Origin of the sequence: Ciceribacter sp. L1K23, assembly GCF_018122705.1 — a bacterium.
Lineage (GTDB): Bacteria > Pseudomonadota > Alphaproteobacteria > Rhizobiales > Rhizobiaceae > Allorhizobium.
The window spans coordinates 3936639-3960498 of record NZ_JAGRRC010000001.1 but is presented as its reverse complement, the minus strand read 5'-3'; the positions used below and the strand labels follow the sequence as shown (position 1 = coordinate 3960498).

The window sequence follows — 23860 nt, the reverse complement described above, 5'->3', positions numbered from 1 at the left end:
CCTTCGGTGAGGCGCTTTCTAGGCCCACTCCAAAAACAAGTCAACTCATAACTCAAAAAAATCACGAAAAAGATACAAGTGACTGAAAAGAATGGGGGATTATGGATTCCCGTTCGGTTTGTGCCGGAAATCAGGGCTACGGGAAACCCTCGTCAGGTTAGCCCTTCATGATCAGGATGAGGACCAGAAACATTGCCGGCACGGCCGCCAACGCGGGCAGTATGATTGCAGGGTAACCGAAGAAAACGATCGCCAGGATCCACAGGAGGACAAGGTTCACAACGAACAGGATCTTCGCCGTAACAGGGCCAAGGACCGCTTCCTTCAACATCCATCCAAATACGGGAACGTGGTAGATCACTCGGGTCAGCATGAAGATTCTCGGTTCAACATCAATCGAAGTTGGCTTTCATCAAACACGTTAGAAGACATGAATCCCGCGGACAATGCGGCAAATTGACGAACCGCATGTAGCGCGTTTTTCCGTTTGCACGCATCTAGATCTGGCCTTAGCATCTACCCGCTGACCACACGTCATTTCAGGTGAGATTTTGTCGCAACCGGGCAGAACTGGGGCCAGCGCTTTTGTACATTGAATGAGAAGGTTCCGCCGGAGGCGAATGAGGCCGGCGGTGAAAAGGGAACACGGTGAGGATTACCCATCAGGGGCCGAAACCGTGGCTGCCCCCGCAACTGTGAGCGGAGAGCGAAGTCCAGACTGCCATTGGCCATGGCCGATAAGGCGGACCGAGCAACGACCCGCGAGCCAGGAGACCTGCCTTCGCATCGGCCACCACACGCGTGGCATTCTCGTTAACCCGCGCGGTGGGCGCGGAAGAAAGGAACAGAACATGCATATCGAACCTGGTCTCGTCGATGGGACCAAGATCCTGCTCAGCTACGCCACCGCGGCCGTTTCGGCCGGATTGATGGCAAAAATGGCGGTGGACACGATTCGCCGCGATGGCGGCGTCTCTGCACTTGCGATCCGCAGCGTCGTCACGACCGCTTTGGTCTTCTCGTTCTTCGAGGTGCTTCCGCACCATCCCGTCGGCGTCTCGGAAGTTCACCTTATCCTGGGCTCGACACTGTTCCTGATGTTCGGCGCGGGGGCCGCCGCGATCGGCCTGACAGCCGGTCTGCTGCTGCAGGGACTTTTCTTCGCGCCGTTCGACCTGCCGCAATATGGCATGAACATCACCACCTTGCTTGTTCCACTGTGGGCTCTGAGCGCCCTTGCCGATCGCATCATTCCAGCCGGAACACCGTATGTCGAAGTGTCCTACAAGCAGGCACTCACCCTATCCACGGCCTACCAGGGCGGCATCGTCGTCTGGGTCGCATTCTGGGCGCTCTATGGGCAGGGAATGAGTGTGGAAAACCTGTCCGAGGTCGCCACCTTCGGCGCGGCCTATATGACTGTCATCCTCATCGAGCCGCTGGTCGATCTGGCCGTGCTCGCCGCTGCCAAGGCACTGCACACATTCAGCCGTACGCCCGTATTCAGCGCGCGGCTGCACAACGCCGTGACCTAAGGCGTTGCCGAAAAGACTTGGACCTTCGAACGCGCGGCCCCCGCCGCGCGTTTTTCTTTGAACCTGATGTCGTTTTAAGGTACCGCGCCAGTTGTCGCCGGCGTCACCGGTCCTATGTCGAACCCATGAGGAGAACGCCATTGCGAATCCTGTCCGAAGCCTATTTCCCCGAACTGCCGAACTACTACCGCGGCAAGGTGCGGGAGAATTACGATCTCCCGGATGGCCGACGCATCATCATATCGACAGACAGGCTGAGCGCTTTCGACCGCATCCTCGCATGCATTCCATACAAGGGTCAGGTCCTGACGCAGACGGCCCGTTACTGGTTCGATGCGACCAAGGACATTTGCCCCAATCACGTTCTGGATTATCCGGATCCGAATGTGGTGGTTGGACAGAGGCTGGACATCCTGCCAGTCGAGATTGTCGTTCGTGGCTATTTGGCCGGCACCACGGGCACCTCCATTCTTACCCTATATAAGAAAGGACAGCGCACGATGTACGGCATTACGCTTCCGGACGGGATGCGCGACAATCAGGAACTTCCTGAGCCGATTATCACGCCGACCAGCAAGGCGTTTGATGGCGGTCATGACGAACCTCTTACGGCAACCGAAATCGTCGAGAACGGCCTCTTGACGAAGCCACAATGGGAAACGCTGTCGCAATACGCGCTCCGGCTCTTTGCCCGCGGTCAGGAACTGGCCTCCAAGAGGGGGCTGATCCTGGTCGACACGAAATACGAGTTCGGCATCGACAAGAGCGGTGCGATCATTCTCGCGGACGAGATCCATACGCCCGACAGCAGCCGGTACTGGATCACCGACTCTTATCATGAGAGTTTCCAAAAAGGTGAGCGACCCCGTAGTTTCGACAAGGATTTCGTCCGCTCCTGGGTGGCGGAACGCTGCGATCCTTACCGCGACGACATTCCGGAAATTCCAACGAAACTGATAGAGGAGACATCCGCCGTCTACATCAAGGCATTCGAGGCGATTACGGGGCTCCGGTTTGAACCGGACAATCGCGAAGCGACGCCGCTGGAGCGTGTGCGTCGCAACCTTACGCCTTTTTTTTCCGGACGGTGACCGAGCTGTGACGCCAGCCAGAAAAGTCTTTGTGTCGGAGCGTTGCGGCGAAAGCGCCGCTGCGAGGGGAGACATTTCTCAGCCCCGGCGCAGAATGCGCAAGCCGGCAAGCGAAACACGCAATGACATTCTTGACACGGCAGAGGCGCTTTTCCGCTCACGCGGATACGCAGCGGTCGCGATAGCCGACGTCGCCGCCGAACTGGAGATGTCGCCCGCCAACATTTTCAAGCACTTTCACTCGAAGACCAAGCTCATCGATGCGATTGCGACGCGCCATCTGTCGCACGTCGTCGACAGACTGGACATCATTACAGGCGCCGGACCGGCGCCGGAGCGGTTCCGCCACATGGTGCGAACGCTAATGGAAATTCATCTCCGGGACATTGAACAGAACCCCTACATCTTCGAAATGATCCTGCTCTCGACGGATCTGGAATTGAAATGCGGTGATTTGTATCGGGATATGATGATCGAGAGGATCGACCTGATCATCAGGCAGGGATGCGAGGAGGGATCGTACTGCGTGGACGATGTGGAGCGATCGGCACGAACGGCGTTCTTCGCTCTGGCAAGCGTTCTTCACCCGGTGATGATCGCGAAGGAAAGCGCTGACATATTGGCAACACGCTGTGACGAAATCGTTGACCTGATCAACGCGGCACTGCAACGCACCCTTGCCAGGTGATGATCCTTGACTTACGTCACTTGACGAATATGGCCGGTTCACTTCTGGGTGTGTCGGCGCCTATCGCTGTCACCGTTCGAGCCTGACCATTTCTGGATCTCGCACTTCGAACCCTACCGGATACGACAATGACCCGACATGTGAAGCTGGCTACGGCTCTGATCCTCGTTTCGACTCTGATCGCGGGCTGCAGCGATGGCGGCACGTCGGGACAGCAGGCCGGCGCGTCCAACGAGCGGCCGCCGACCCCGGTAAGCGTGGTCATCATGTCAAGCGCGGAACAGCCGATAACAGCCGTCCTGCCCGGCCGGGCCTCCGCCTACCAGGTCGCCGACATCCGACCCCGGGTGAGCGGTGTCATCAAGGAGATCGCCTTCAAGGAAGGAAGCGAGGTTTCCGAGGGCGACCTTCTCTACAAGATCGAGGACGACACCTATCGCGCCGAAGTGGCACAGGCGCGGGCGAGCCTCGCAAGAGCCGAGGCCGGTGTTCCGACGGCACAGAGCAATCTGGCCCGCTACGAGCGCCTGGTGAACAGCGGTGCGACGCAGATTGAATATGAAAACGCCAAAGTGACACTTCTTCAGGCCCAGGCCGACGTCGCGCAGGCGAAAGCCGCACTCAACGCGGCCGAGATCAATCTCGGACTGACGGAAGTACGGGCGCCCTTCGAGGGCGTGACGAGTGCATCCCGGTTTTCCATCGGCAATGTTGTCACAGCCAATCAGACCGACGCGCTGACGACACTTCGCCGGCTTGACCCGATTTACATCGAACTCACAGAGTCCAGCACGAACCTGCTCCGTCTCCGGCAATCCATTGCCACCGGACGTCTTGACCAGGCCAGCAGTGACGGTTCGGCGCCCATCAAACTTCTTCTCGAAGATGATACGGAATATCCGCACGTCGGGACGCTGGACATGTCGGAGATGGCCGTCAGCGAAACCACCGGCACCTATTCCATGCGCGCGCTGTTCGACAATCCGGATGACCTCATTCTTCCCGGCATGTACGTTCGCGCCGAGGTGACGGTCGGCAAGGAAAAGGGCTACCTCATTCCACAGCGGGCTGCCACGCGCAACGCCAATGGCGCGCTGGCCGCAAAATTCGTCGGCGCGGAAAACAAGGTCGAGACCAGGACATTCGAGGAAAGCAAGGTATCGGGCAATTCGTGGCTGGTGACCGAAGGCATCGCGGATGGCGACAAGCTCATCGTGGACGGCTTTCAGTGGATTGGGGACGGGGCGACGGTGTCTCCGGTCGAGGCGACAGTCGACGAAAAGGGTTTCGTGGTCGAGACCACCCAGGCAACTGCGCCTTCGGCGCAGCCCTGATTGAGCGGCAAGCGGACGCGGAAGATTCAGGGATCCACATGTCTAAGTTCTTCATTCATCGCCCGATTTTCGCCTGGGTGATCGCCATCGTGATCATGCTGGGCGGAGCCCTTGCGATTTCGACACTGTCGATCTCCCAGTATCCTGAGATTGCACCCACCACCGTGCAGATCTCGGCAAGCTACAACGGGGCGAGCGCCGAGACGGTCGAGAAGTCGGTGACATCCATCATCGAGGATGGCATGACGGGTCTTGATGACCTGACATACATGACATCCAGCTCGAGCACCGGCCGGGCTTCCGTCACTTTGACGTTTGGCAACAGTATCGAACCCGACATCGCCCAGGTGCAGGTGCAGAACAAGCTGCAACTGGTGCAGTCGCAGCTCCCGGACATCGTGCAGCAGGCGGGCATATCCGTCACCCGCTCGACCTCCAGCATCCTGCTTGTCGGCGCGCTGGTCGCGACCGACGGCGATCGCTCTCCGGTGGAGCTCGGCGATATCTTCAGCACGCAGATCGAGGATCAGATCAAGCGCCTGGAGGGCGTTGGAAGCATTGAGGTATTCGGTACAGGTTACGCCATGCGCGTATGGCTCGATCCGTTCAAGCTCAACAAGTTCCAGCTGACGCCGACCGACGTGACGTCCGCAATCCAGGCACAGAACACCCAGGTGTCTGTCGGGTCGCTGGGCGGAGCTCCCATGATCGAGGGCCAGCAGTTCAACGTGACCGTGACGGCGCAAAGCCAGTTGCAGTCCGTCGCAGACTTCGAATCGATCATCTTGAAAGTAGAGACTGACGGGGCAACCGTCCGACTGAGCGACGTTGCGCGCATAGAGATCGGACAGGAAAGCTACGGCACCAACACCCGTGCCAACCGTAATCCGGCTACGGGCTTCGCGGTCAACCTGGCAACGGGCGCCAACGCGCTTGACACGGCTGAAAGGGTGAAGAGCGCGCTTTCAGCAATTGCGCCGTCGCTGCCTGAAAATGTGATCATCACCTATCCGTACGACACGACGCCGTTCGTCGAACTGTCGATCGAAAAAGTGGTGCATACGCTTTTGGAGGCGATCGTCCTGGTCTTCTTCGTCCTGCTGATCTTTCTGCAAAACCTACGCGCGACCTTCATTCCGATGATTGCGGTCCCGGTTGTGCTGCTCGGAACGTTCGGTATCCTCGCCATAACCGGCTACTCAATCAATACCTTGACCATGTTTGCAATGGTTCTCGCAATTGGTCTTCTGGTCGATGACGCCATCGTCGTCGTTGAAAATGTTGAGCGGATCATGTCGGACGAAGGGCTTTCGCCGCTCGAGGCGACGGAGAAGTCGATGGGCGAAATAACCGGCGCGATTATCGGCATCGCGCTCGTCTTGACCGCCGTGTTCATTCCGATGGCGTTTTTCGGAGGATCCACCGGCATTATCTATCGGCAGTTTTCCATCACCATTGTATCCGCAATGCTGCTGTCGGCCGTGGTCGCGCTCATTTTGACACCTGCGCTGTGCGCAACGATGTTGAAGCCCATCGATCATACCAAGGAAAAGCGTGGACTGGGTGGATGGTTCAACCGGAATTTCGACAAGACCACCAACGGTTACGTGTCGACGGTCGGTTATCTGTTGAAGCGTCCGTTGCGGGTCATGTTGATGTTCGCGCTTGTGATTGGGGGCTGTGCCTGGGTCTTCCTCAGAATGCCAAGCTCGTTCCTTCCCCAGGAAGACCAGGGCGTGCTTATGACCATTGTCCAGCTCCCCAACGGCGCGACGACTGCGCGGACCGAAGAGGTCATCAAGAAGATCGAGGACTACTATCTCGAGAAGGAGCAGGCCGCGATACAGGACGTGTTCGCCGTATCGGGCTTCTCCTTTACCGGCCAAGGCCAGAACTATGCCATGGTGTTCGCGAAACTGAAGGATTTCGACGAAAGAACGGCGCCGGAGCAGGCCGCCTCGGCGATCGTCCAGCGGGCGATGGGTTACTTCTTCACCCTGCGCGATGCGATGGTCTTTCCGCTACAGCCTCCGGCGATCCCGGGTCTTGGAACATCGAGCGGCTTCTCGATGTACCTTGTCGACAGCGGCAAGAACGGAACCGACGCGCTGACAGCGGCGTCACAGCAACTGCTTCAGCAGGGTAATTCGAACGCGAAGGTAAGCTCCCTTCGCTCCAACAGCCCCGACGCCGAAAGCCAGCTGAAAATTCTGCTGGACCAAGAAAAGATGGGGGCGATGGGATTGGATCTGGCGACCGTCAACTCCATGCTGTCGATCATTTTTGCCGGTCGCGATGTCAACGACTTCACACTCAATAGCGAGCTCAAGCCTGTCTATGTCCAGGGTGACGCGCCATACCGGATGCAGCCTGATGATATCGGCCACTGGTACGCAAGGAATGGATCTGGCGAGATGGTGCCATTCTCGAGTTTCAGCGATGTCGAATGGGTTGGTGGACCGCCAACTCTGGCCCGTTTCAACGGCGTCAGCGCAATCTCGCTCGATGGCTCGTCTGGACCTGGTGTGAGTTCCGGAGATGCAATGGACGAGATGGAACGTCTGACCGCAGGTCTTGGCGGAGGATACACTGTCGCCTGGCAGGGCATATCCTACCAGGAGCGTTTGTCCGGCTCGCAGGCACCGATGCTCTATGCCCTGTCGATCCTGATCGTGTTCCTTTGCCTCGCCGCGCTGTACGAAAGCTGGTCAATTCCCTTTTCCGTCATCATGGCGGTACCCGTGGGAGTCCTCGGTGCTTTGGTTGCCTCCTACTATCTTGGACAATCGAACGACGTATACTTCAAGGTCGGGTTGCTAACGACGATCGGCCTGGCAGCCAAGAACGCTATTCTCATCGTGGAGTTCGCAAAGGAGCGACAGGCGCACGGGATCAGCCTGCTGGATGCAACTCTGGAGGCGGCGCGTCTCCGACTGCGTCCGATCATTATGACGTCGCTCGCATTCATCCTCGGCGTTCTGCCACTTGCGATCGCCACCGGTGCGGGCTCGGCGGCGCAAAACTCCATTGGCATCGGCGTCTTGGGGGGAATGCTGTTCGCGACGCTCCTCGGCATTTTCTTCGTGCCGTCATTCTTCGTCATCATTATGCGATTGGTAAGACGGGAAAACCGGAAAGAGCCCCTGTCCGCCGATTGATATAGTTGATAATTTATGAACGATTTCGCCAGCACATTCGTCACTGGCGAATCAGAGCCCGGGGCCGGCAGCGTTTGAGACGGAATGACGCCGTCTTGCTGTCACCTCCAAAGTGAAAACAGGATAAGATGATGATATCCATTCGCGCAGCCGCTCCCCTGGCCCTCCTCCTGCTGACGGGTTGCGTCGTCGGTCCGGACCACAAGGCACCGGAGATCACTCTTCCGCAGAAATTCGCGGAAGGCGGCGTCGAAAGTGCCGGCGACGTGAGCACCGTGGCCTGGTGGACGGCATTCAAAGACCGGCGACTTGACGGCCTCGTTTCTCAGGGTCTCTCACAAAATCTGGACATTCTTCAGGCGCTGGAGCGTATCAACCAGGCAGAGGCAGATGTCGTTACGGCGGGTGCAGGCTCTCTCCCAAGCCTCTCAGTCGGCGCAAGCAATAGCATCAGCCAGACAAATGGAAGCTATCGTTCCAGCGACCGCACCACGACGACGAGCGGTGAACTGAATGCCTCCTGGCTTCTGGATCTGTTCGGCCAGTACCGCCGTTCGAAGGAAAGCGCGGAGGCGTCGCTTGATGCCGCATATGCCTCCGTAGACACCGTCAAGCTCGCCTACCTTTCGGAACTGGTGACCTATTACATCAACGCTCGGTACTATCAGGAACGCATCGCGATTGCCCGCAAGAATCTGGCTTCTCGCCGGGAGACGCTGGACCTGACCAAACTGCAACTGGAGGCAGGCGCCGCATCCCGTCTTGATGTCGTCCAGGCGGAAGGCCTCGTTAATTCGACGCTGGCGGACCTCCCGAGCCTTGAGGCCGGCTTCCGTCAGTCCGCGAACCACATTTCAACGCTCTTGGGTCTGCCTGCTTCGACCTTGATGAACGACCTGCAGAAGGGCGCGCGCCAGCCGGTGCCCAGCCGCAGCGTGAGAACCGGCGTTCCGGCGGATCTCATCCGCAACCGACCGGACATCCGTCAGGCTGAACGACAGCTTGCGGCTGCTACGGCGGCAATCGGCGTTGCAGAAGCCGATCTTTATCCGTCGATCTCGCTGAGCGGATCAATCACGCCGAGCTACGTTCATAGTTCGCTCGCGCACGGAAGCACCACCACCTGGGGCTTCGGCCCAAGCCTGAACCTTCCGATCTTCGATGGCGGCGCGCGACGCGCTAATGTGAAAAGCAGGGAGTCTGCTGCACGTGAGGCCTATCTGGTCTGGAAGCAGACCGTCCTCAATGCAGTTGAGGAAGTGGAAAACGCTCTCGCTGCCGTCACCCGGGATCGCCAGGCGGTGAACGCCTTGTCGGCAACGGTGCGTTCCTATGAGGAATCGCTCGAATTGTCGACCGCCAGCTATCGCGACGGCGCCTCCTCGCTGCTTGATGTCTTGGATGCGCAGCGGTCGGTGTCCACGGCGCAAGCCAGCCTCGCACAGGCGGTTCAGCAGATGGCAAACGACTTTGTCGCCCTCAACGTAGCGATCGGTGGTGGTTACGCCTTCGACGGAAAGAGCATGTAAGCGCTCAAAATTTTTACCACCTTGGCAGCCCGAACGGTTGCCAAGGTGAATGTTTCGGGTCAATAATCCGCCTCGGCTATCCGAGCGGCGAATACCTCGCAGATGGGCGCGACGGGATCTCACCGGCGGCACGGCGCCAGCAGCGCGACAGCGTCTCACGGGCTTAACGCCACGGCGAAACTGCCACGCAAAGCACGCAACACATCTGGTCAGGCAGGCAGAACTCAGACCGGCTCACGGCTGATCGCTTGCGAAAGAGGTTCGACATGAAAAACACCGAAGTAGCGGCACGCAAGAACGAAGCCATTTCACGCGGCGTCGGTATGACGACGCAGATCTATGCGGCCCGTGCGGAAAACTCCGAAGTGTGGGATGTAGAAGGAAATCGTTATATCGATTTTGCTGGCGGCATCGCCGTTCTCAACACCGGCCACCGCCATCCGAAGGTCATTGATGCCGTAAAGAAGCAGCTCGATGCCTTCACCCACACCTGCCATCAGGTCATGCCCTACGAGAACTATGTCGCGCTGGCTGAACGCCTGAACAAGCTCGCACCCGGTGACTTCGCCAAGAAGACGATTTTCGCCACGACAGGTGCCGAAGCGGTCGAGAACGCCGTGAAGATTGCGCGCTGCGCGACCGGACGCTCGGCCGTCATCGCCTTCACGGGCGCCTTCCACGGCCGCACCTTCATGGGCATGACACTGACGGGCAAGGTTGTTCCCTACAAGGTCGGGTTTGGCCAGATGATGGGCGACGTGTTCCACGTCCCCTTCCCGCTTGAAATGCATGGCATCAGCGTTGAAGAATCGATGGACGTGCTCGACAAGCTGTTCAAGGCCGACGTCGATCCGAAGCGGGTCGCGGCGATCATCATTGAGCCGGTTCAGGGTGAAGGCGGCTTCTATCCGGTTCCTCGCGCGCTGATGAAAGGTCTTCGTGACGTTTGCGATGAACATGGCATCCTGCTCATCGCCGACGAGGTTCAGACCGGCTTCGCCCGCACGGGCAAGCTGTTCGCCATGGAACATTATGATGTCGTTCCGGATCTTGTAACGATGGCGAAAAGCCTCGCTGGCGGGTTTCCGCTGTCGGCCGTGACGGGACGCGCAGAACTGATGGATGCGCCAGGCCCCGGCGGACTGGGCGGTACTTATGCCGGCAATCCGCTTGCCATCGCCGCCGCCCATGCCGTTCTCGACGTTATCGAGGAGGAGAACCTTATCGACCGCGCCAATCAGTTGGGCGCCCGACTGAAGCAGAGGCTGGAATCCCTGCGCGCCGAGGTCTCCCAGATTTCGGACATCCGCGGCCCTGGCTTCATGGTGGCAGTCGAATTCGGTCAGCCGGGGGCGGTGAAGCCGAACGCCGATTTTACCAATGCTGTCCGTCTCAAGGCCCTGGAAAAAGGTCTCATTCTTCTCACCTGTGGCGTCTATGGGAACGTCGTCCGGTTCCTTGCACCGATCACGATCCAGGACCAGGTTTTCAATGAGGCCCTCGATATCATCGAGGCCTCGATCCGCGAATGCGCCGAAGAGGCAAAATCATGAGCATTTCCCCTGCACTGTCCTCGAAACTGAAGGACCCCTCCCTCGCCACCGACAAGGCTCTCGTCGGCCTCGATTGGATGTCCGCAAGCGAAAGCGGCAAGACATTCGAAGTGACCAACCCATCCACCGGGGAGGTCATTGCCGTATTGCCGGACCTTGGCAAGGTCGAGGTGGCGCGTGCGATCGATGCCGCTCATTCGGCCCAGAAGAAGTGGGCCAGCAAGACCGGCAAGGAGCGCGCAGCAGTCCTGCGCAAGCTCAACGACTTGATGGTTGCGAACGCGGATGATCTGGCCACGATATTGACCATGGAAATGGGCAAGCCATGGCCGGAAGCGCGTGGAGAAATCCTCTACGGTGCTTCTTACGTCGAGTGGTTCGGCGAGGAGGCCAAGCGTGTCTATGGCGACACCATACCTGGCCACCAGCCGGACAAGAGGATCATCGTCGTCAAGCAGCCGGTTGGCGTTGTCGGCGCAATCACCCCATGGAACTTTCCGAACGCGATGCTGGCACGCAAGATGGCTCCGGCGATCGCTGTCGGCTGCGCCATGGTCTCGAAACCTGCAGCTCAGACCCCCCTTTCGGCGCTCGCGCTTGCGATTCTGGCCGAGAGAGCGGGCGTCCCTGCGGGCATATTTTCCGTCTTGACGGCAACGGATGCCGCTATGGTTGGCCAGGAGTTCTGCAGCAACGACAAAGTTCGGAAGCTGACCTTCACCGGCTCGACCAACGTCGGCCGCATACTGATGCGGCAAGGCGCCGACAAGATCATGAAGCTTGGTCTTGAACTTGGCGGCAACGCACCTTTCATCGTCTTCGATGACGCGGATCTCGATGCTGCGGTCGAAGGTGCGATGATCTCGAAATATCGCAATGCCGGACAGACCTGCGTCTGCGCCAATCGTCTTTATGTTCAGTCGGGTATCTACGATGCCTTCGCTGCGAAACTGGCGGAGAAGGTGGCACAATTGAAGGTAGGCGACGGTTTTGCAGAAGGCGTCACCACGGGCCCGCTGATCGACGCAAATGCGATCAAGAAGGTTAAGGAGCACGTTGCGGACGCCGTGTCGAAAGGCGCGAAGATCGAGCTTGGTGGCGAGTCTGCTCAGGGTGGGGATCTGTTTTTCCAGCCCACGATACTGACCGGCGTAACGTCGGCTATGAAGGTCGCGACCGAAGAGACATTTGGTCCCGTGGCACCGCTCTTCAAGTTCGATACGGAGGAGCAGGTGATCGAAATGGCAAACGCCACCGAATTTGGTCTGGCGTCCTATTTCTACTCGAAGGACGTGGCGAAGGTTTTCCGGGTCGCAGAAGCGCTCGAATACGGAATGGTAGGCATCAATACCGGCCTGATCTCGACAGAAGTCGCGCCCTTCGGTGGCATCAAGCAGTCCGGGCTGGGCCGCGAAGGCTCCAAATACGGCATCGATGACTACACCGAGATCAAGTACATGTGCCTCGGCGGAATCGCATGAGCATTTGAGGCCCCCGATGAACCGGGGGCCTCGCCTTGCCGATCGTCAAGACGCGGGTAACGTATCCGCTATCTGTTGCCCAAGATCGGCGAGTGTTCGGAAATGGGCGGCCCGCGCGCTGGAATTACGCCAGAAGAAGCCAATGTCGCGCTCGCCCTGCCAATCCTCGAGATCGATCAGAGCCACCCCTTCGTCCTTGGCAAATTCCGAACGAACGTAGAGTTCCGGAAATAGGGAAATTCCCATCTCGATCGACACCATCTGGCGCAGAGCGTCCAGACTTGAGCCTTCGTAGTCCTCGGCGATGAAGGCCCCGGAAATGACCGCGAGATTTCGGGCATCGTCCAAGAGCCGGTGACCGGGTCCGAGACTGAGAAGCTTCTGCCCCTTGAGTTCCGAGACCCTCACGCCCGAGCGCGAGGCAAGATGATGTCCTCTCGGCACGCCGACAAAGATCCGCTCTCGGTGAATGATCTTGAAGTCAAGCCCGCTTTCCAGTCCCTGCACCGGTCCCAGGCCACAATCGATCTCTCCTTGGAGGACCGCCTTCTCCAGGAGGCGAGGCCGCTCTTCCCGGATGTAGATTTTCAGATCCTTGTAGCGTGCATGCAAGCGCGGTAGCAGATAAGGCAGGAAATACGGACCGAAGGAAGGCGCGACGCCAAGTCGAACAGCGCCCCCAAGATTGTTCTTTGAACTGGACGCCAGCGCCCGAAGCTCGTCCAGGCCGTTCAATATGACCTTGGCCGCGGCGATCACCTCCGCGCCAACAGGAGTGGGCATCATTTGCCCCGGCAACCTCTCGATCAATGTCACCCCCAGTTGCTTTTCGAGCTGAGCGACCTGAACCGACAATGTGGGCTGTGAAACGTGGCATTTGCGCGCCGCGTCACCAAAGTGCCCGGTCTCGCCGAGGGCTACCAGATATTCAAGCTGCCGAGGCGTGGGTCGGTAAACCATGATAGATGAAAGCTATCACAATGGTTAAATCAATCAATTGGAACAATACGCCGAATCTCCCCATGTTGGAGGAACAAGAAAGGAGCTAGGCATGAAACCACTTCTAAAGGCTCTGATGAGCCGCCACGCAATTCTCGCAACCAAGATCGCCGAAGAGCAGCGACGCCCCCTGCCGGACACGATCCGCATTCAGTCGCTCAAGCGGATGAAGTTGCGCCTCAAGGAGCAGATCGCGATGCTCGAGCGTGCTGGCGACTTCGGCGCCTCGTCCAGAGCCGTTTCATCGGTGCGATAAAGCAACGAGGTCGGCCTGTCGTCATTCCGCCGCAGAGATCAGGCCTGACCATCCAAAGCCGGTGGCCATGACGGTCACCGGCTTCATCTCTTACCTTCGGACCGAGACGACAAAGCCCGCCACCGGGACGGGCCTTGCTGAAACTGAACTGCTGATGTCAGTTCTTGGCGCGCTCGACGTACGAGTTGTCCTCGGTCGCGATCACCACACGTGTTCCGGCATCGATATGCGGCGGAACCATCGTACGGATACCATTGGAGAGGATCGCGGGCTTGTAGGACGAGGATGCCGTCTGACCCTTGACGACGGGTTCTGTCTCGACGATTTCCAGCGTTACGTGGCGCGGCAGTTCGATCGCCAGCGGAACGCCCTCGTGGATGGAAAGCACGCAGGTCATGCCTTCCTGGAGATAGGCCTTCTGGTCCCCCATCGTTTCCACGTCAACGACCACCTGATCGTAGCTTTCGGGGTTCATGAAGTGGAAGCCTTCACCGTCTTCGTAGAGGAACTGGAAATTGAGGTCCTCGACAAAGGCGCGTTCGACCTGTTCGGTCGTGCGCCAGCGTTCGGACACCTTCACGCCATCGACGATGCGACGCATGTCGACCTGGGTCACAGGCGTACCCTTGCCTGGATGAAAGTTCTGGGCGGTGAGAACGACGTAAAGCTTGCCCTCGACTTCGAGAACATTGCCCTTGCGGACCGACGAGGCGATGACCTTGACCATTGGAATTCCTTGTATATGTGCAAAAGCCGTCGTAAAGGACGACCCACCGCCCCAGACGTCTGAGATTTTCATGGGCGCACCTAACCTAAATTTGTCGAAATAGCCAGCCCCGAAGCTGTTTGCGCCCGGAGAGCCGTCGCCATGAACTCAGCCCAGCCCGCTTCGCCCTGGTGGTCACCTGAGGTTCACGCCGATCGACGCCCGTTCCTTCTCGGCAGAAATGCGATCAAGGCTGAATTTCGCGCCTATTTCGCCAGGAGGGACTTTATCGAGGTCGAGACGGCAGCGCTTCAGATATCTCCGGGCAACGAAGCGCATCTGCACGGCTTTGCCACCAAACTGATAGGCAACGACGCGGTACCACATGCTCTCTATCTGCACACCTCTCCGGAATTTGCCTGCAAGAAGCTTCTCGCCGCCGGCGAAACGCGCATCTCGTGCTTTGCTCAGGTTTACCGCAATCGCGAACGCGGCCCACTGCATCATCCAGAATTCACGATGCTGGAGTGGTATCGCACCAGGGAGAGCTACGAACGCCTGATGAAAGATTGCGCCGAGCTGTTGGGACTCGCCGCGGAAACCGCTGGCGCCAAGACCTTCGTTTTTCGTGGGAAATCGATCGATCCGTTCGCCGAGCCCGAACGCGTTGCTGTCGCCGAGGCATTCGAGCGTTTCGCCGGCATCGACCTGCTGTCATCCATCAGCAGGGACGGCTCGACGGACCGGGATCGGCTGGCCGATGATCTACTGCGCGCCGGCATACGTCTGGCGGACGACGATAGCTGGGCGGATCTCTTCAGCCGTGTCATGGTGGAGAAGATAGAGCCGCGTCTGGGACAAGGTCGCGCCACGATCCTCGATGAATATCCTGTAAGCGAAGCAGCTCTAGCGCGGCCGTCGTCGGCCGACCCGCGTGTTGCGGAACGCTTCGAGCTCTATGCGTGCGGCGTCGAACTGGCCAACGCGTTTGGCGAGCTTACAAACCCGGATGAACAGAGGCGTCGATTCAAGGTCGAGATGGCCGAGAAACTGCGTATCTACGGCGAAAGCTATCCCATAGACGAGGATTTGCTGACGGCACTGTCGCTGATGCCGGAAACATCCGGCATTGCACTAGGCTTCGACCGGCTGGTGATGCTGGCGACAGGCGCCCGCCGTATCGACGAGGTCATATGGACGCCGGTTGCGGAGATCGGCGTTTGAAACGTGATCTTAAATCGGTGGAAGATCTGGTTTCCGCGGGCTTGGTGCATGCCGAACGCAGCGAGGTGTTGCAGGCCGTTGCCCGACGTTATGCGGTCGCAATAACGGCAACCGTGGCGTCGCAGATAAGTGGCGATGATCCCTCCGATCCGATCGCTGCTCAATATATACCATCGGATCTCGAGCTTCGGGAGATGCCTGACGAGTTGACCGATCCCATCGGCGATCATGCCCATAGCCCGGTTCCGGGAATCGTCCATCGCTATCCGGATCGCGTTCTGCTGAAGATCGTCGGCGTTTGCCCGGTCTACTGCCGCTTCTGCTTCAGGCGCGAAATGGTCGGGCCACAGGGCGATGGAAATCTGTCAGGGCACGAACTCGCTGACGCCATCGCCTATATCGCGGAAACACCGGAAATCTGGGAAGTCATCCTGACCGGCGGCGATCCGCTGATCCTTTCGCCCCGACGGCTGAGGGAAGTTGCTGTCGCGCTGTCCGGGATAGCGCATGTCAAAATCCTTCGAATTCACACCCGCGTGCCGGTGGTCGATCCCGACCGCATTACGCTGGAACTGATCGAAGCCCTCAAGGCGTCCGGAAAGACGATCTATGTCGCGCTTCATGCCAATCATCCGCGCGAGATGACGTCCGACGCCATGACCGCTCTTGCTCGGCTAGCGGATGCCGGCATTGTGCTGGTGAGCCAGTCTGTGCTTCTGAAAGGCGTGAACGACAATGCCGAGATACTGGCGGACCTCATGCGAGCCTTCGTCGCAGCGAGGGTCAAACCCTACTATCTGCATCATCCAGATCTTGCGCCGGGTACGAGCCATTTTCGCCTGAGCATCGCCGAAGGCCAGGCGATCATGCGTTCGCTGCGCAGTCAGCTATCCGGGCTATGTCTGCCGTCCTATATTCTCGATCTGCCTGGAGGGCACGGCAAAGTTGCTCTCGGCGAAGATAACGTGCTCAGGCAAGAGGATGGGACCTATCGCATCCTCGATCGTGCCGGAACTGAACACCGTTACCGTGACTCATAAGCTGAAGTGGGTCTCACTACTCTGGCCGCGCCAGCCTTGCCACGGGAGGTCATGCTTATTTAACTAAGCCATTTAGCTCAATCTTATGTTTTCCGGACTACCTATCGAAGAAATTCGAATGAAGAAGTTGGGATGGAAACCATGAACGACACAATTCGTACCCTGCTCGCCAAGCTCGGTGGTTTACCAGTTTCGGTCGATACACTCAGCGACGAGAGCGACCTTTACGTCGCTGGCCTTTCGTCTTTCGCATCGGTTCAATTGATGCTGGGTCTTGAGGACGCATTCGACATCGAGTTTCCGGATCACCTGCTGAACCGCAAGTCATTCCAGAGCGTCGCCGCGATAGAAGCCGCATTGAAATCGATCCTGGATGCCAGAAAGGTCGCGTAATGGACCTTTCCGCCGAAGCCCTCGATAAATCGCTGAAAGCACGCGTCACGCGCGTCGCGACCAAAGCCGCGGCCTATGCGGACGAGGTCGACAGGGTCGGCCGCTTCCCACGCGAGGCGGTTGACGCGATGAAAGCGGAGCGTCTGCTCTCGCTTATGATTCCGAAGAAATTTGGTGGCGAAGGTTTGTCCTATTCCGAAATCGCCGAAGTCTGCACCTTGCTCGGGCAAGCCTGTGCGGCGAGCGCGATGATCTTCGCCATGCACCAGATCAAGGTATCGAGCCTTGTCGAGCACGGCGAAGACGCGGCATGGCACGAAGACTTCATGCGTCGCGTTGCCGCCGCGCAGCTGCTTCTGGGCTCCGCGACGACCGAAGGCGGTATCGGCGGCAATCTACGCAACTCAATCTGCGCGATCGAAGTCAAGGACGGCGTCTGCCGACTGGAGAAGGACGCGACGGTAATCTCCTATGCGCGGGAATCCGACGCGATCCTGATCACATCGCGCAGCCATAAGGACGCGGCGTCTTCGGACCAGGTTATGACCGTTTTCCTGAAGGACCAGTACACGCTCGAACAGACTCATGTTTGGGATACGCTCGGAATGCGCGGAACCTGTTCCGACGGTTTCCTATTTCGCGGCGAAGCACCAGCGGAGCAGATCCTGCCGCACCCGTTCGCCGAAATTGCAGCGCAATCGATGCTGGCCGCATCTCACCTTCTCTGGAGCGCTCTCTGGTACGGCATCGCTGTCGATGCCTTCACGCGGTCGCAAAACTTTCTCCGGGCCGCGGCCCGCAAGGCGCCGGGCACACAGCCGCCCGGCCTCGTCCAACTCGCGGAAATCTCTTCCGAACTACAAACGATACGGTCTACCATTCTGACCGGGCTTTCGACCTTCGAGGACGCGCGTAAAAATTCGGATCGTCTGTCGTCTATGGGTTTTGCCGTCGCGATGAACAACATAAAGGTTGCCGCGTCGGAAAAGATCCTGACCGTCATCAATCAGGCGATGCGCATTTGCGGCATCATGGGCTACAAGAACGGCACACCCTACAGTCTTGGCCGCCATCTGCGAGATGCACATTCTGCGGAGTTGATGATCTCCAACGATCGCATTCTCGCAAACACGTCACAAATGCTCCTGGTACATAAACAGGATACGAGCTTGCTGGGGTAAGACCATGGATATGCAACGGACGTTTCTCGACCGCCTGTTCGAATCGGGCCTTCTCATCGACACCGGCGTCGAAGGGCTCTATGGCCGGAGCGGCCAGTTCGAAGATGTCATCTCCGCCTTCGAGCGCCTGATCGACGGTTTCGGTGGCGCGGACGGCGCCGAAGCGATCCGCTTTCCGCCCGGCATGAACCGCGCTTACTTCGAAAAGAGCGGTTACATGAAGAGCTTCCCTCAGCTTGCCGGTACTGTTCACAGCTTCTGTGGCTGCGAACTGGACCATGTAAGCCTGCTGAAATGTATGGAAGAAGGCGGAGACTGGACGGGCGAGCAGAAGGCGACCGACATCGTGTTGACGCCGGCAGCCTGCTACCCGCTCTATCCCACGGTCGCCAAACGCGGAGCCCTTCCGGCAAACGGCGGACTCTATGATCTCCAATCCTACTGCTTCCGGCACGAGCCATCGAACGACCCGGCCCGTCAGCAGCTGTTCCGCATGCGCGAATACGTCCGCATGGGCACACAGGCAGACGTCACCGAGTTCCGCCAGCTCTGGATGGACCGCGGCGTGAAGATGATGGCGGAAGTCGGCCTGGAAGTAACGATTGACATCGCCAACGACCCGTTCTTCGGCCGCGCCGGAAAGATGCTCGCCAACAATCAGCGGGATCAGAATCTGAAGTTTGAATTGCTGATACCGATCACCTCAACGACCAATCCGACAGCCTGCATGAGCTTCAACTATCATCAGGACGCCTTTGGACTGAAATGGGGGCTGACCTTCGAAGACGGCTCGACGGCTCACACCGCGTGCGTCGGCTTCGGCCTCGAGCGTATTGCTCTGGCACTCTTTCACCATCACGGTCTCGACGTGAATGATTGGCCGGAAAAAGTGCGTTCCGCGCTCTGGACCTGAGCGATGTCGTCAGTATTCGGCGATCTCGACCCCGCTGCCCACCAGCCGCATGCGCTTCACGCGGCTGACCGGATGTGGCCGGAGACCAACTGCTATGTAGACCTCTGGATTGAGGTGCTGGCCGCCCATGGCGTCGCCCCAGAGGCGATGCTTGCCTTCGCCCTGACACAGGACTTCGAAGGCGACCAGATGACCTTCTTCAAGGTCCCGCTCGAGGACCTTGAAGCGCTGTACGACATCCGGGTCACCGAACTTGCGATCTTCGACCGGGTGGAGTCGCATGTCCTGGAGCAGATCGGCCGGGGTCGCCTCTGCCTGGTGGAGATGGACAGCTATTTCATGCCCGACACGCGCGGCGTCGGTTATCGACAGGAGCATGGCAAGACAACGGTGGCCATCAACCGGCTGGACCTCGTATCGAAGTCGATGGATTACTTCCACAATGGCGGCTTCTTCCGCGTCGAAGGGAAGGATTTCGAAGGCCTGTTTCAGACGGACGGTCCTGACGACGGACTGCCGTTCCTGCCATACACCGAATTCGCAAAGTTTCCCGCGGCGCCTGCTTCGGCCGCGCGACAGCATTCGATCGCAGAGCGCTTGCTGGCGCATCACTACGCCAGGCGCCCGAAGAACAACCCCCTCGTCTCCTTCGCAACGGTATTTCCGGCACAGGTTGAAACCGTGGCAGAGCGACCATTCGGCTTTTTTCACAAATACGCATTCAATACGCTGCGCCAGTTCGGTGCAAACTTCGAATTGCTAGCAAGCCACCTGCTGTGGCTTGACGCGGTGAGGTACGAAGTTGAGGCACAGCAAGCGCTGAAGATATCCGAGATCGCGAAATCCTCCCAGTTTCAGCTTGCTCGCGCCGTGACACGGAAGAAGTTCGAACCGCTGGCAACGGTTCTGGACCCGGCGGCCGAAGCGTGGGAAAAGCTGATGAACGGGTTGGGCGAGAAGATCGCTTGAGGGGACGCGATGGGGGTCAGAACGATCCAGCTCGGAGCCGATGAGCGGCCGCTTGAAGGTGGCTGGGAATTGCTTGTGACCGAAGGGGGCCGCTATCAGCGACCGTCGGACATCCCACGGTCCGCAATACGCTTGGCGGCTCTGGTCCCCGGAACCGCCGCTGGCGCCCTCTCGGCAGCCGGGCTTTACGACCTCAATGAACCTGAGGGTCTTCTCGAAAAGGACATCTGGTATTTCCGCTCTCTTGAAGGAGAGGCGCCGGGGGCGGCCGTTCTTCGTTTCGAGGGACTGGCGACGGTCACGGAAATCTATGTGAACGGAGAATTGGCGCTGACATCGACAAGCATGTTTGAATGCCGCGAGTTGGCCCTTCAGCTGACCGGTCGGGACGAACTGGTTCTGTGTTTTCGCGCCCTGGCCCCGCATCTGGAGCGTCGCGGCCCGAGGGCCCGCTGGCGCCCGCAGCTGTTCGACAATCAGGGCCTCAGATCTGTGAGGACGACGCTGCTCGGCCATATGCCGGGCTGGTGTCCATCCATTCATGCAGTCGGCCCGTGGAGACCGATCAGTCTCGTGCGACCCGGCAAAAATTTCGCATCGAATTTACGCCTGTCGGCGTCCTTGGGCGACGGCGGCACTGGGCAGCTGTCGGCGTCCTTCCGACTTGCGACGCCAGCCTCATCGGTCAGGTTGACATGCGACGGCCATTCCTCGGCTCTCTCAAGCGATGACGGAACCCACTTCTCCGGTAGCCTTCTCATTCCCGACATCGAGCCGTGGTGGCCGCATACTCACGGCAAACCGGCACTCCACGACGTGCAGCTGACGATCGATGGCCAAACCCATGGCCTTGGGCTCGTCGGATTCCGAACCATCGCCGTGGAGCATGGTCCCGACGGTCGCGACTTCCGACTTTTCGTAAACGGAGAACGCATTTTTTGCCGGGGAGCGGTATGGACGACTGCGGATCTTCTGAACCTGTCGGGCTCGGCGGAAACCTACGCTCCTTGGCTCATGCAGGCTGCGGACGCTGGCATGAACATGATCCGCATCGGCGGTACGATGACATATGAGAGCGCCGACTTCTTTCGGCTTTGCGACAGGCTGGGAATCCTGATCTGGCAGGACTTCATGTTCGCCAACTTCGACTATCCCGTGGGAGAGGAAGGCTTCGCCGACCAGATCCGTCGCGAGATCGAAACCCTTCTGTTGCCGGTCCAGGTATCGCCCTCGCTGGCAGTGCTGTGTGGCGGCAGCGAGGTCTACCAGCAGGCGGCAATGCTCGGGCTTCCCGAACCAACATGGCGCGGCGCATTTTTCACTGAGACCCTGGCATCTGCTGCGAGCGAGTTCCGGCCCGACGTCATCTATGTGGAAAACTCACCAAGCGGCGGCGCCATGCCGTTCTCGCCCAACCAAGGCGTGACGCATTACTACGGCGTCGGCGCCTATTGCAGGCCTCTGGAAGACGCCCGCCGGGCAGAAGTTCGATTTGCGGCGGAGTGCCTCGCATTCGCCCACGTACCCACGCAGGCAACACTGGACGAACATCTCGCAGTGCCGGCGGTCCATGATCCACGCTGGAAATCCCGCGTCCCCCGCGACCGGAATGCATCGTGGGACTTCGAGGATGTCCGCGACCACTACCTTCAACTGCTTTATGGCTTCGACCCGACACGTCTCCGCCGCGAGGATCAGGGGCGCTATCTCGATCTCTCGCGCGCGGTCACTGCGGAGGTTGTCACCGAGACCTTCGCGGAGTGGCGCCGTCCGGGCTCCTCCTGCAATGGTGCCCTGGTCTGGACGTATCAGGATATTCTTCCAGGCGCCGGCTGGGGTGTCATCGACTCCACCGGCGAACCGAAGCCTGTCTGGTATGCGCTGAAGCGCGCCTTCAGGCCTCTGCAGCTTGTCGTCTCCGACGAGGGCACCAACGGCCTCTACGTGCACGCCCTCAACGAAAGCAGTCGCACGAGGAATGTGATCATCAGGCTTACCTGCCTCCGCGACGGGCGTCAGAAGGTCGTATCGGGCGAAAGCAGCACTGCCCTCGCACCGCGATCGACATATTCGATCGCTGCAACCGACATGTTTGGGGCGTTCTTCGACACGACCTACGCATTCCGGTTCGGTCCTGTTCCGCATCACGTAACGGTGGCAACGATGCACGACGCCGAAACCGGCGAGATGCTTTCCGATGCATTCCACTTCCCGCAAGGACGGGAAACGGCGTTCTTCGATCCCGAGATATCGATCAGCCTGCGGAAGGATGACGTCTGGACAATGACAATTGAGGCGGATCGCTTCGCGCAATCCGTCAGCGTCGATGCGCAAGGCTTCTCCATGTCTGACGATTGGTTTCATATGGGACCGGGACAAAGGACGATCCGCCTGACGCCGCGACCGGGAACATCGTCCGACCTGCTGCCGACCGGGACCCTCACAACCCTTGGGTCGCGTCGAGTATGGCGCTTCTAGCGCTTGCCGAGAGCGGCCCGATAGACCCCGGCATATTTTGCCGCCACGCCATCCCATGAGTACATCGCGGCTTCCGCCTTGAGGGTTGCCCGCACCTCGTCGGGGGCAACCGAAAGTCTCTCGAAGGCCGCGCCGATACGTGATGCCGCATCTTCAGGCTGGGAAAAGTCGGCCAGTGTGATGTCGGGGTGCTTGTCCGAAAGCGACCGATAGGCCGCGTTGGGGTGAAGCACAGGAAGAAGTCCGGCAGCCATCGCCTCGACCGCCACCAGACCGAACCCCTCATAGTCCGAGGCGGACACAAAGATGGAAGCGCGGGCAAGAAGCTCTCTTATGCGTTCGTTTTCGGGCGACAGATGGACGGCAATATGATCGGTGAGCCCGCGGCTTGCGATCAGAGCATTTATGTCTTCCGACGAAAGATCAGAGGGACTTCCGACAATGTCAAGGCGCCAGTCATCGTTCATCGCCACTAGCGATCTCATCGTGTCGAGCAGCCTGTCCAGTCGCTTGTTGACGGAGAAGCGACCGATCGTCGCCAGTCGCCGGGCCGGTTGATCAGACCTCTCGACCGCAAACTTCTGGATATCCACGCCGTTTTCCACCAGCATGCTTCTTCGCGGGGCGATCTTTCTGAACAAATCAAGATCGGACTGGCTGCAGCATACAAGCGACTGATATGCGACGGCGGACATTCGGGTCACGGTCCGAAACCACAGTTCCTTGATCGTCCGGTACTTCGGCGTGTGGAAGAATCCGCCGTGCGTCGTCGCAACCATCGGCTTCCCGTGAAACGGCCGGCTCCACGCGAGCGCATCGAAAAAGAAGTCGACGGCATGTACATGTATCAGGTCTGCATCGCCAATCTCGCCGACAATCGATGGCGCAACCGGATAGCGGCGACTGCCGTACCATGGGATGCGAACCACCTCTACTCCACCCAGGATTTCTCGCGGTGGCAGCGTCCGGTCTGGATCGGAGAAAAGTCGGTCGCATGTCACCACCCGGGTCCTGAACCCTTGGGCCGGTAGTGACGCGGCAAGGTTGGCAACGACATCCTCCAATCCGCCACGGGCCGGAGCGTACTGTCGGACAACCTGCACGACCAGAGGCAGACCGGGATCTTGTGTCGATGCAGACAACGGATTCCTCCGAACGTTCTCGCGCGCTCCGTTAACGGAGGGCGGTGAGCCTTACGTGTACTCAACTATCTCTTAAGATGGTGTGAGATTGCCAAAGCGGTTTACATCCTCCTTCCTTCAGAAGTCGTTAACCATGTTTTGCCACTGTTGACGATAAACGGACCCCTCCGTTTTGAGCCGTTCTCTCGGC

At 59.0% G+C, this 23860-nt stretch carries 20 protein-coding genes and 1 riboswitch; of the genes, 16 read left to right on the top strand and 4 right to left on the bottom strand.

Going from position 1 to position 23860, the window contains the following annotated elements:
- Positions 1-157: 157 nt before the first annotated feature.
- The gene (locus tag J5J10_RS19135) at positions 158-373 is read right to left on the bottom strand and encodes a hypothetical protein (protein WP_211931087.1); all 216 of its coding nucleotides are present in this window, start codon (positions 371-373) and stop codon (positions 158-160) included.
- A gap of 212 nt (positions 374-585) precedes the next feature.
- A riboswitch (cobalamin riboswitch) is annotated at positions 586-798 on the top strand.
- A gap of 53 nt (positions 799-851) precedes the next feature.
- Here J5J10_RS19135 and J5J10_RS19130 point away from each other — a divergent pair.
- The 8 genes from J5J10_RS19130 (at position 852) to J5J10_RS19095 (ending at position 12369) form a co-directional block, all read left to right on the top strand.
- Complete coding sequence (locus J5J10_RS19130) at positions 852-1535, top strand: energy-coupling factor ABC transporter permease (RefSeq protein ID WP_211931086.1); 684 nt, start codon at positions 852-854, stop codon at positions 1533-1535.
- 140 nt (positions 1536-1675) lie between these two features.
- Positions 1676-2626 (top strand): phosphoribosylaminoimidazolesuccinocarboxamide synthase, encoded by a 951-nt coding sequence (locus tag J5J10_RS19125; RefSeq protein ID WP_211931085.1) that lies wholly within the window; start codon positions 1676-1678, stop codon positions 2624-2626.
- Between the two features lie 94 nt (positions 2627-2720).
- The gene (locus J5J10_RS19120) at positions 2721-3314 is read left to right on the top strand and encodes a TetR family transcriptional regulator (protein ID WP_208547685.1); all 594 of its coding nucleotides are present in this window, start codon (positions 2721-2723) and stop codon (positions 3312-3314) included.
- A gap of 128 nt (positions 3315-3442) precedes the next feature.
- Positions 3443-4648 carry an efflux RND transporter periplasmic adaptor subunit gene (locus J5J10_RS19115; RefSeq protein WP_211931084.1) on the top strand — a complete coding sequence of 402 codons (1206 nt, stop codon included), beginning with the start codon at positions 3443-3445 and terminating at the stop codon, positions 4646-4648.
- 38 nt (positions 4649-4686) lie between these two features.
- Complete coding sequence (locus J5J10_RS19110) at positions 4687-7806, top strand: efflux RND transporter permease subunit (protein ID WP_211931083.1); 3120 nt, start codon at positions 4687-4689, stop codon at positions 7804-7806.
- 131 nt (positions 7807-7937) lie between these two features.
- Positions 7938-9335: an efflux transporter outer membrane subunit gene (locus tag J5J10_RS19105; RefSeq protein WP_211931082.1), complete on the top strand. Its 1398-nt coding sequence runs from the start codon at positions 7938-7940 to the stop codon at positions 9333-9335.
- A gap of 266 nt (positions 9336-9601) precedes the next feature.
- Positions 9602-10888, top strand: a complete 1287-nt coding sequence (locus J5J10_RS19100) for a 4-aminobutyrate--2-oxoglutarate transaminase (RefSeq protein ID WP_211931081.1) — start codon at positions 9602-9604, stop codon at positions 10886-10888.
- A complete protein-coding gene (locus J5J10_RS19095) occupies positions 10885-12369 on the top strand; it encodes an NAD-dependent succinate-semialdehyde dehydrogenase (RefSeq protein ID WP_211931080.1) in 1485 nt (494 codons plus the stop codon). Before J5J10_RS19100 ends, J5J10_RS19095 begins: the two co-directional genes overlap by 4 nt.
- Before the next feature lie 45 nt (positions 12370-12414).
- Here J5J10_RS19095 and J5J10_RS19090 read toward each other — a convergent pair whose 3' ends face one another.
- Positions 12415-13329, bottom strand: a complete 915-nt coding sequence (locus J5J10_RS19090) for a hydrogen peroxide-inducible genes activator (RefSeq protein ID WP_211931079.1) — start codon at positions 13327-13329, stop codon at positions 12415-12417.
- A gap of 91 nt (positions 13330-13420) precedes the next feature.
- Between J5J10_RS19090 and J5J10_RS19085 the strand changes: the two genes are divergently transcribed.
- Positions 13421-13624 carry a YdcH family protein gene (locus J5J10_RS19085; RefSeq protein ID WP_211931078.1) on the top strand — a complete coding sequence of 68 codons (204 nt, stop codon included), beginning with the start codon at positions 13421-13423 and terminating at the stop codon, positions 13622-13624.
- Positions 13625-13781: 157 nt separating this feature from the next.
- Here J5J10_RS19085 and efp read toward each other — a convergent pair whose 3' ends face one another.
- A complete protein-coding gene (gene efp, locus J5J10_RS19080) occupies positions 13782-14351 on the bottom strand; it encodes an elongation factor P (protein WP_208547693.1) in 570 nt (189 codons plus the stop codon).
- Between the two features lie 141 nt (positions 14352-14492).
- Between efp and epmA the strand changes: the two genes are divergently transcribed.
- From epmA to J5J10_RS19045, 7 genes are all read left to right on the top strand, one after another.
- Positions 14493-15554, top strand: coding sequence for an EF-P lysine aminoacylase EpmA (gene epmA, locus J5J10_RS19075; RefSeq protein ID WP_211931077.1), 1062 nt, complete (start codon positions 14493-14495; stop codon positions 15552-15554).
- The gene (locus tag J5J10_RS19070) at positions 15551-16594 is read left to right on the top strand and encodes a lysine-2,3-aminomutase-like protein (protein WP_249116776.1); all 1044 of its coding nucleotides are present in this window, start codon (positions 15551-15553) and stop codon (positions 16592-16594) included. Before epmA ends, J5J10_RS19070 begins: the two co-directional genes overlap by 4 nt.
- A gap of 141 nt (positions 16595-16735) precedes the next feature.
- On the top strand, positions 16736-16987 hold the full coding sequence (locus tag J5J10_RS19065) for an acyl carrier protein (RefSeq protein ID WP_211931075.1): 252 nt from the start codon (positions 16736-16738) through the stop codon (positions 16985-16987).
- Positions 16987-18168 (top strand): acyl-CoA dehydrogenase family protein, encoded by a 1182-nt coding sequence (locus J5J10_RS19060; protein WP_211931074.1) that lies wholly within the window; start codon positions 16987-16989, stop codon positions 18166-18168. Before J5J10_RS19065 ends, J5J10_RS19060 begins: the two co-directional genes overlap by 1 nt.
- Before the next feature lie 4 nt (positions 18169-18172).
- Complete coding sequence (locus J5J10_RS19055) at positions 18173-19081, top strand: amino acid--[acyl-carrier-protein] ligase (RefSeq protein WP_211931073.1); 909 nt, start codon at positions 18173-18175, stop codon at positions 19079-19081.
- A gap of 3 nt (positions 19082-19084) precedes the next feature.
- The gene (locus J5J10_RS19050; RefSeq protein ID WP_211931072.1) at positions 19085-20050 is read left to right on the top strand and encodes a DUF1839 family protein; all 966 of its coding nucleotides are present in this window, start codon (positions 19085-19087) and stop codon (positions 20048-20050) included.
- A 9-nt stretch (positions 20051-20059) separates the two neighbouring features.
- Positions 20060-22528, top strand: coding sequence for a glycoside hydrolase family 2 protein (locus J5J10_RS19045; protein ID WP_211931071.1), 2469 nt, complete (start codon positions 20060-20062; stop codon positions 22526-22528).
- On the opposite strand, the gene J5J10_RS19040 is transcribed toward J5J10_RS19045, so the two are convergent.
- Positions 22525-23670 carry a glycosyltransferase family 4 protein gene (locus tag J5J10_RS19040; protein ID WP_211931070.1) on the bottom strand — a complete coding sequence of 382 codons (1146 nt, stop codon included), beginning with the start codon at positions 23668-23670 and terminating at the stop codon, positions 22525-22527. The two genes, J5J10_RS19045 and J5J10_RS19040, sit on opposite strands and share 4 nt — an antisense overlap.
- Between the last annotated feature and the right edge of the window lie 190 nt (positions 23671-23860).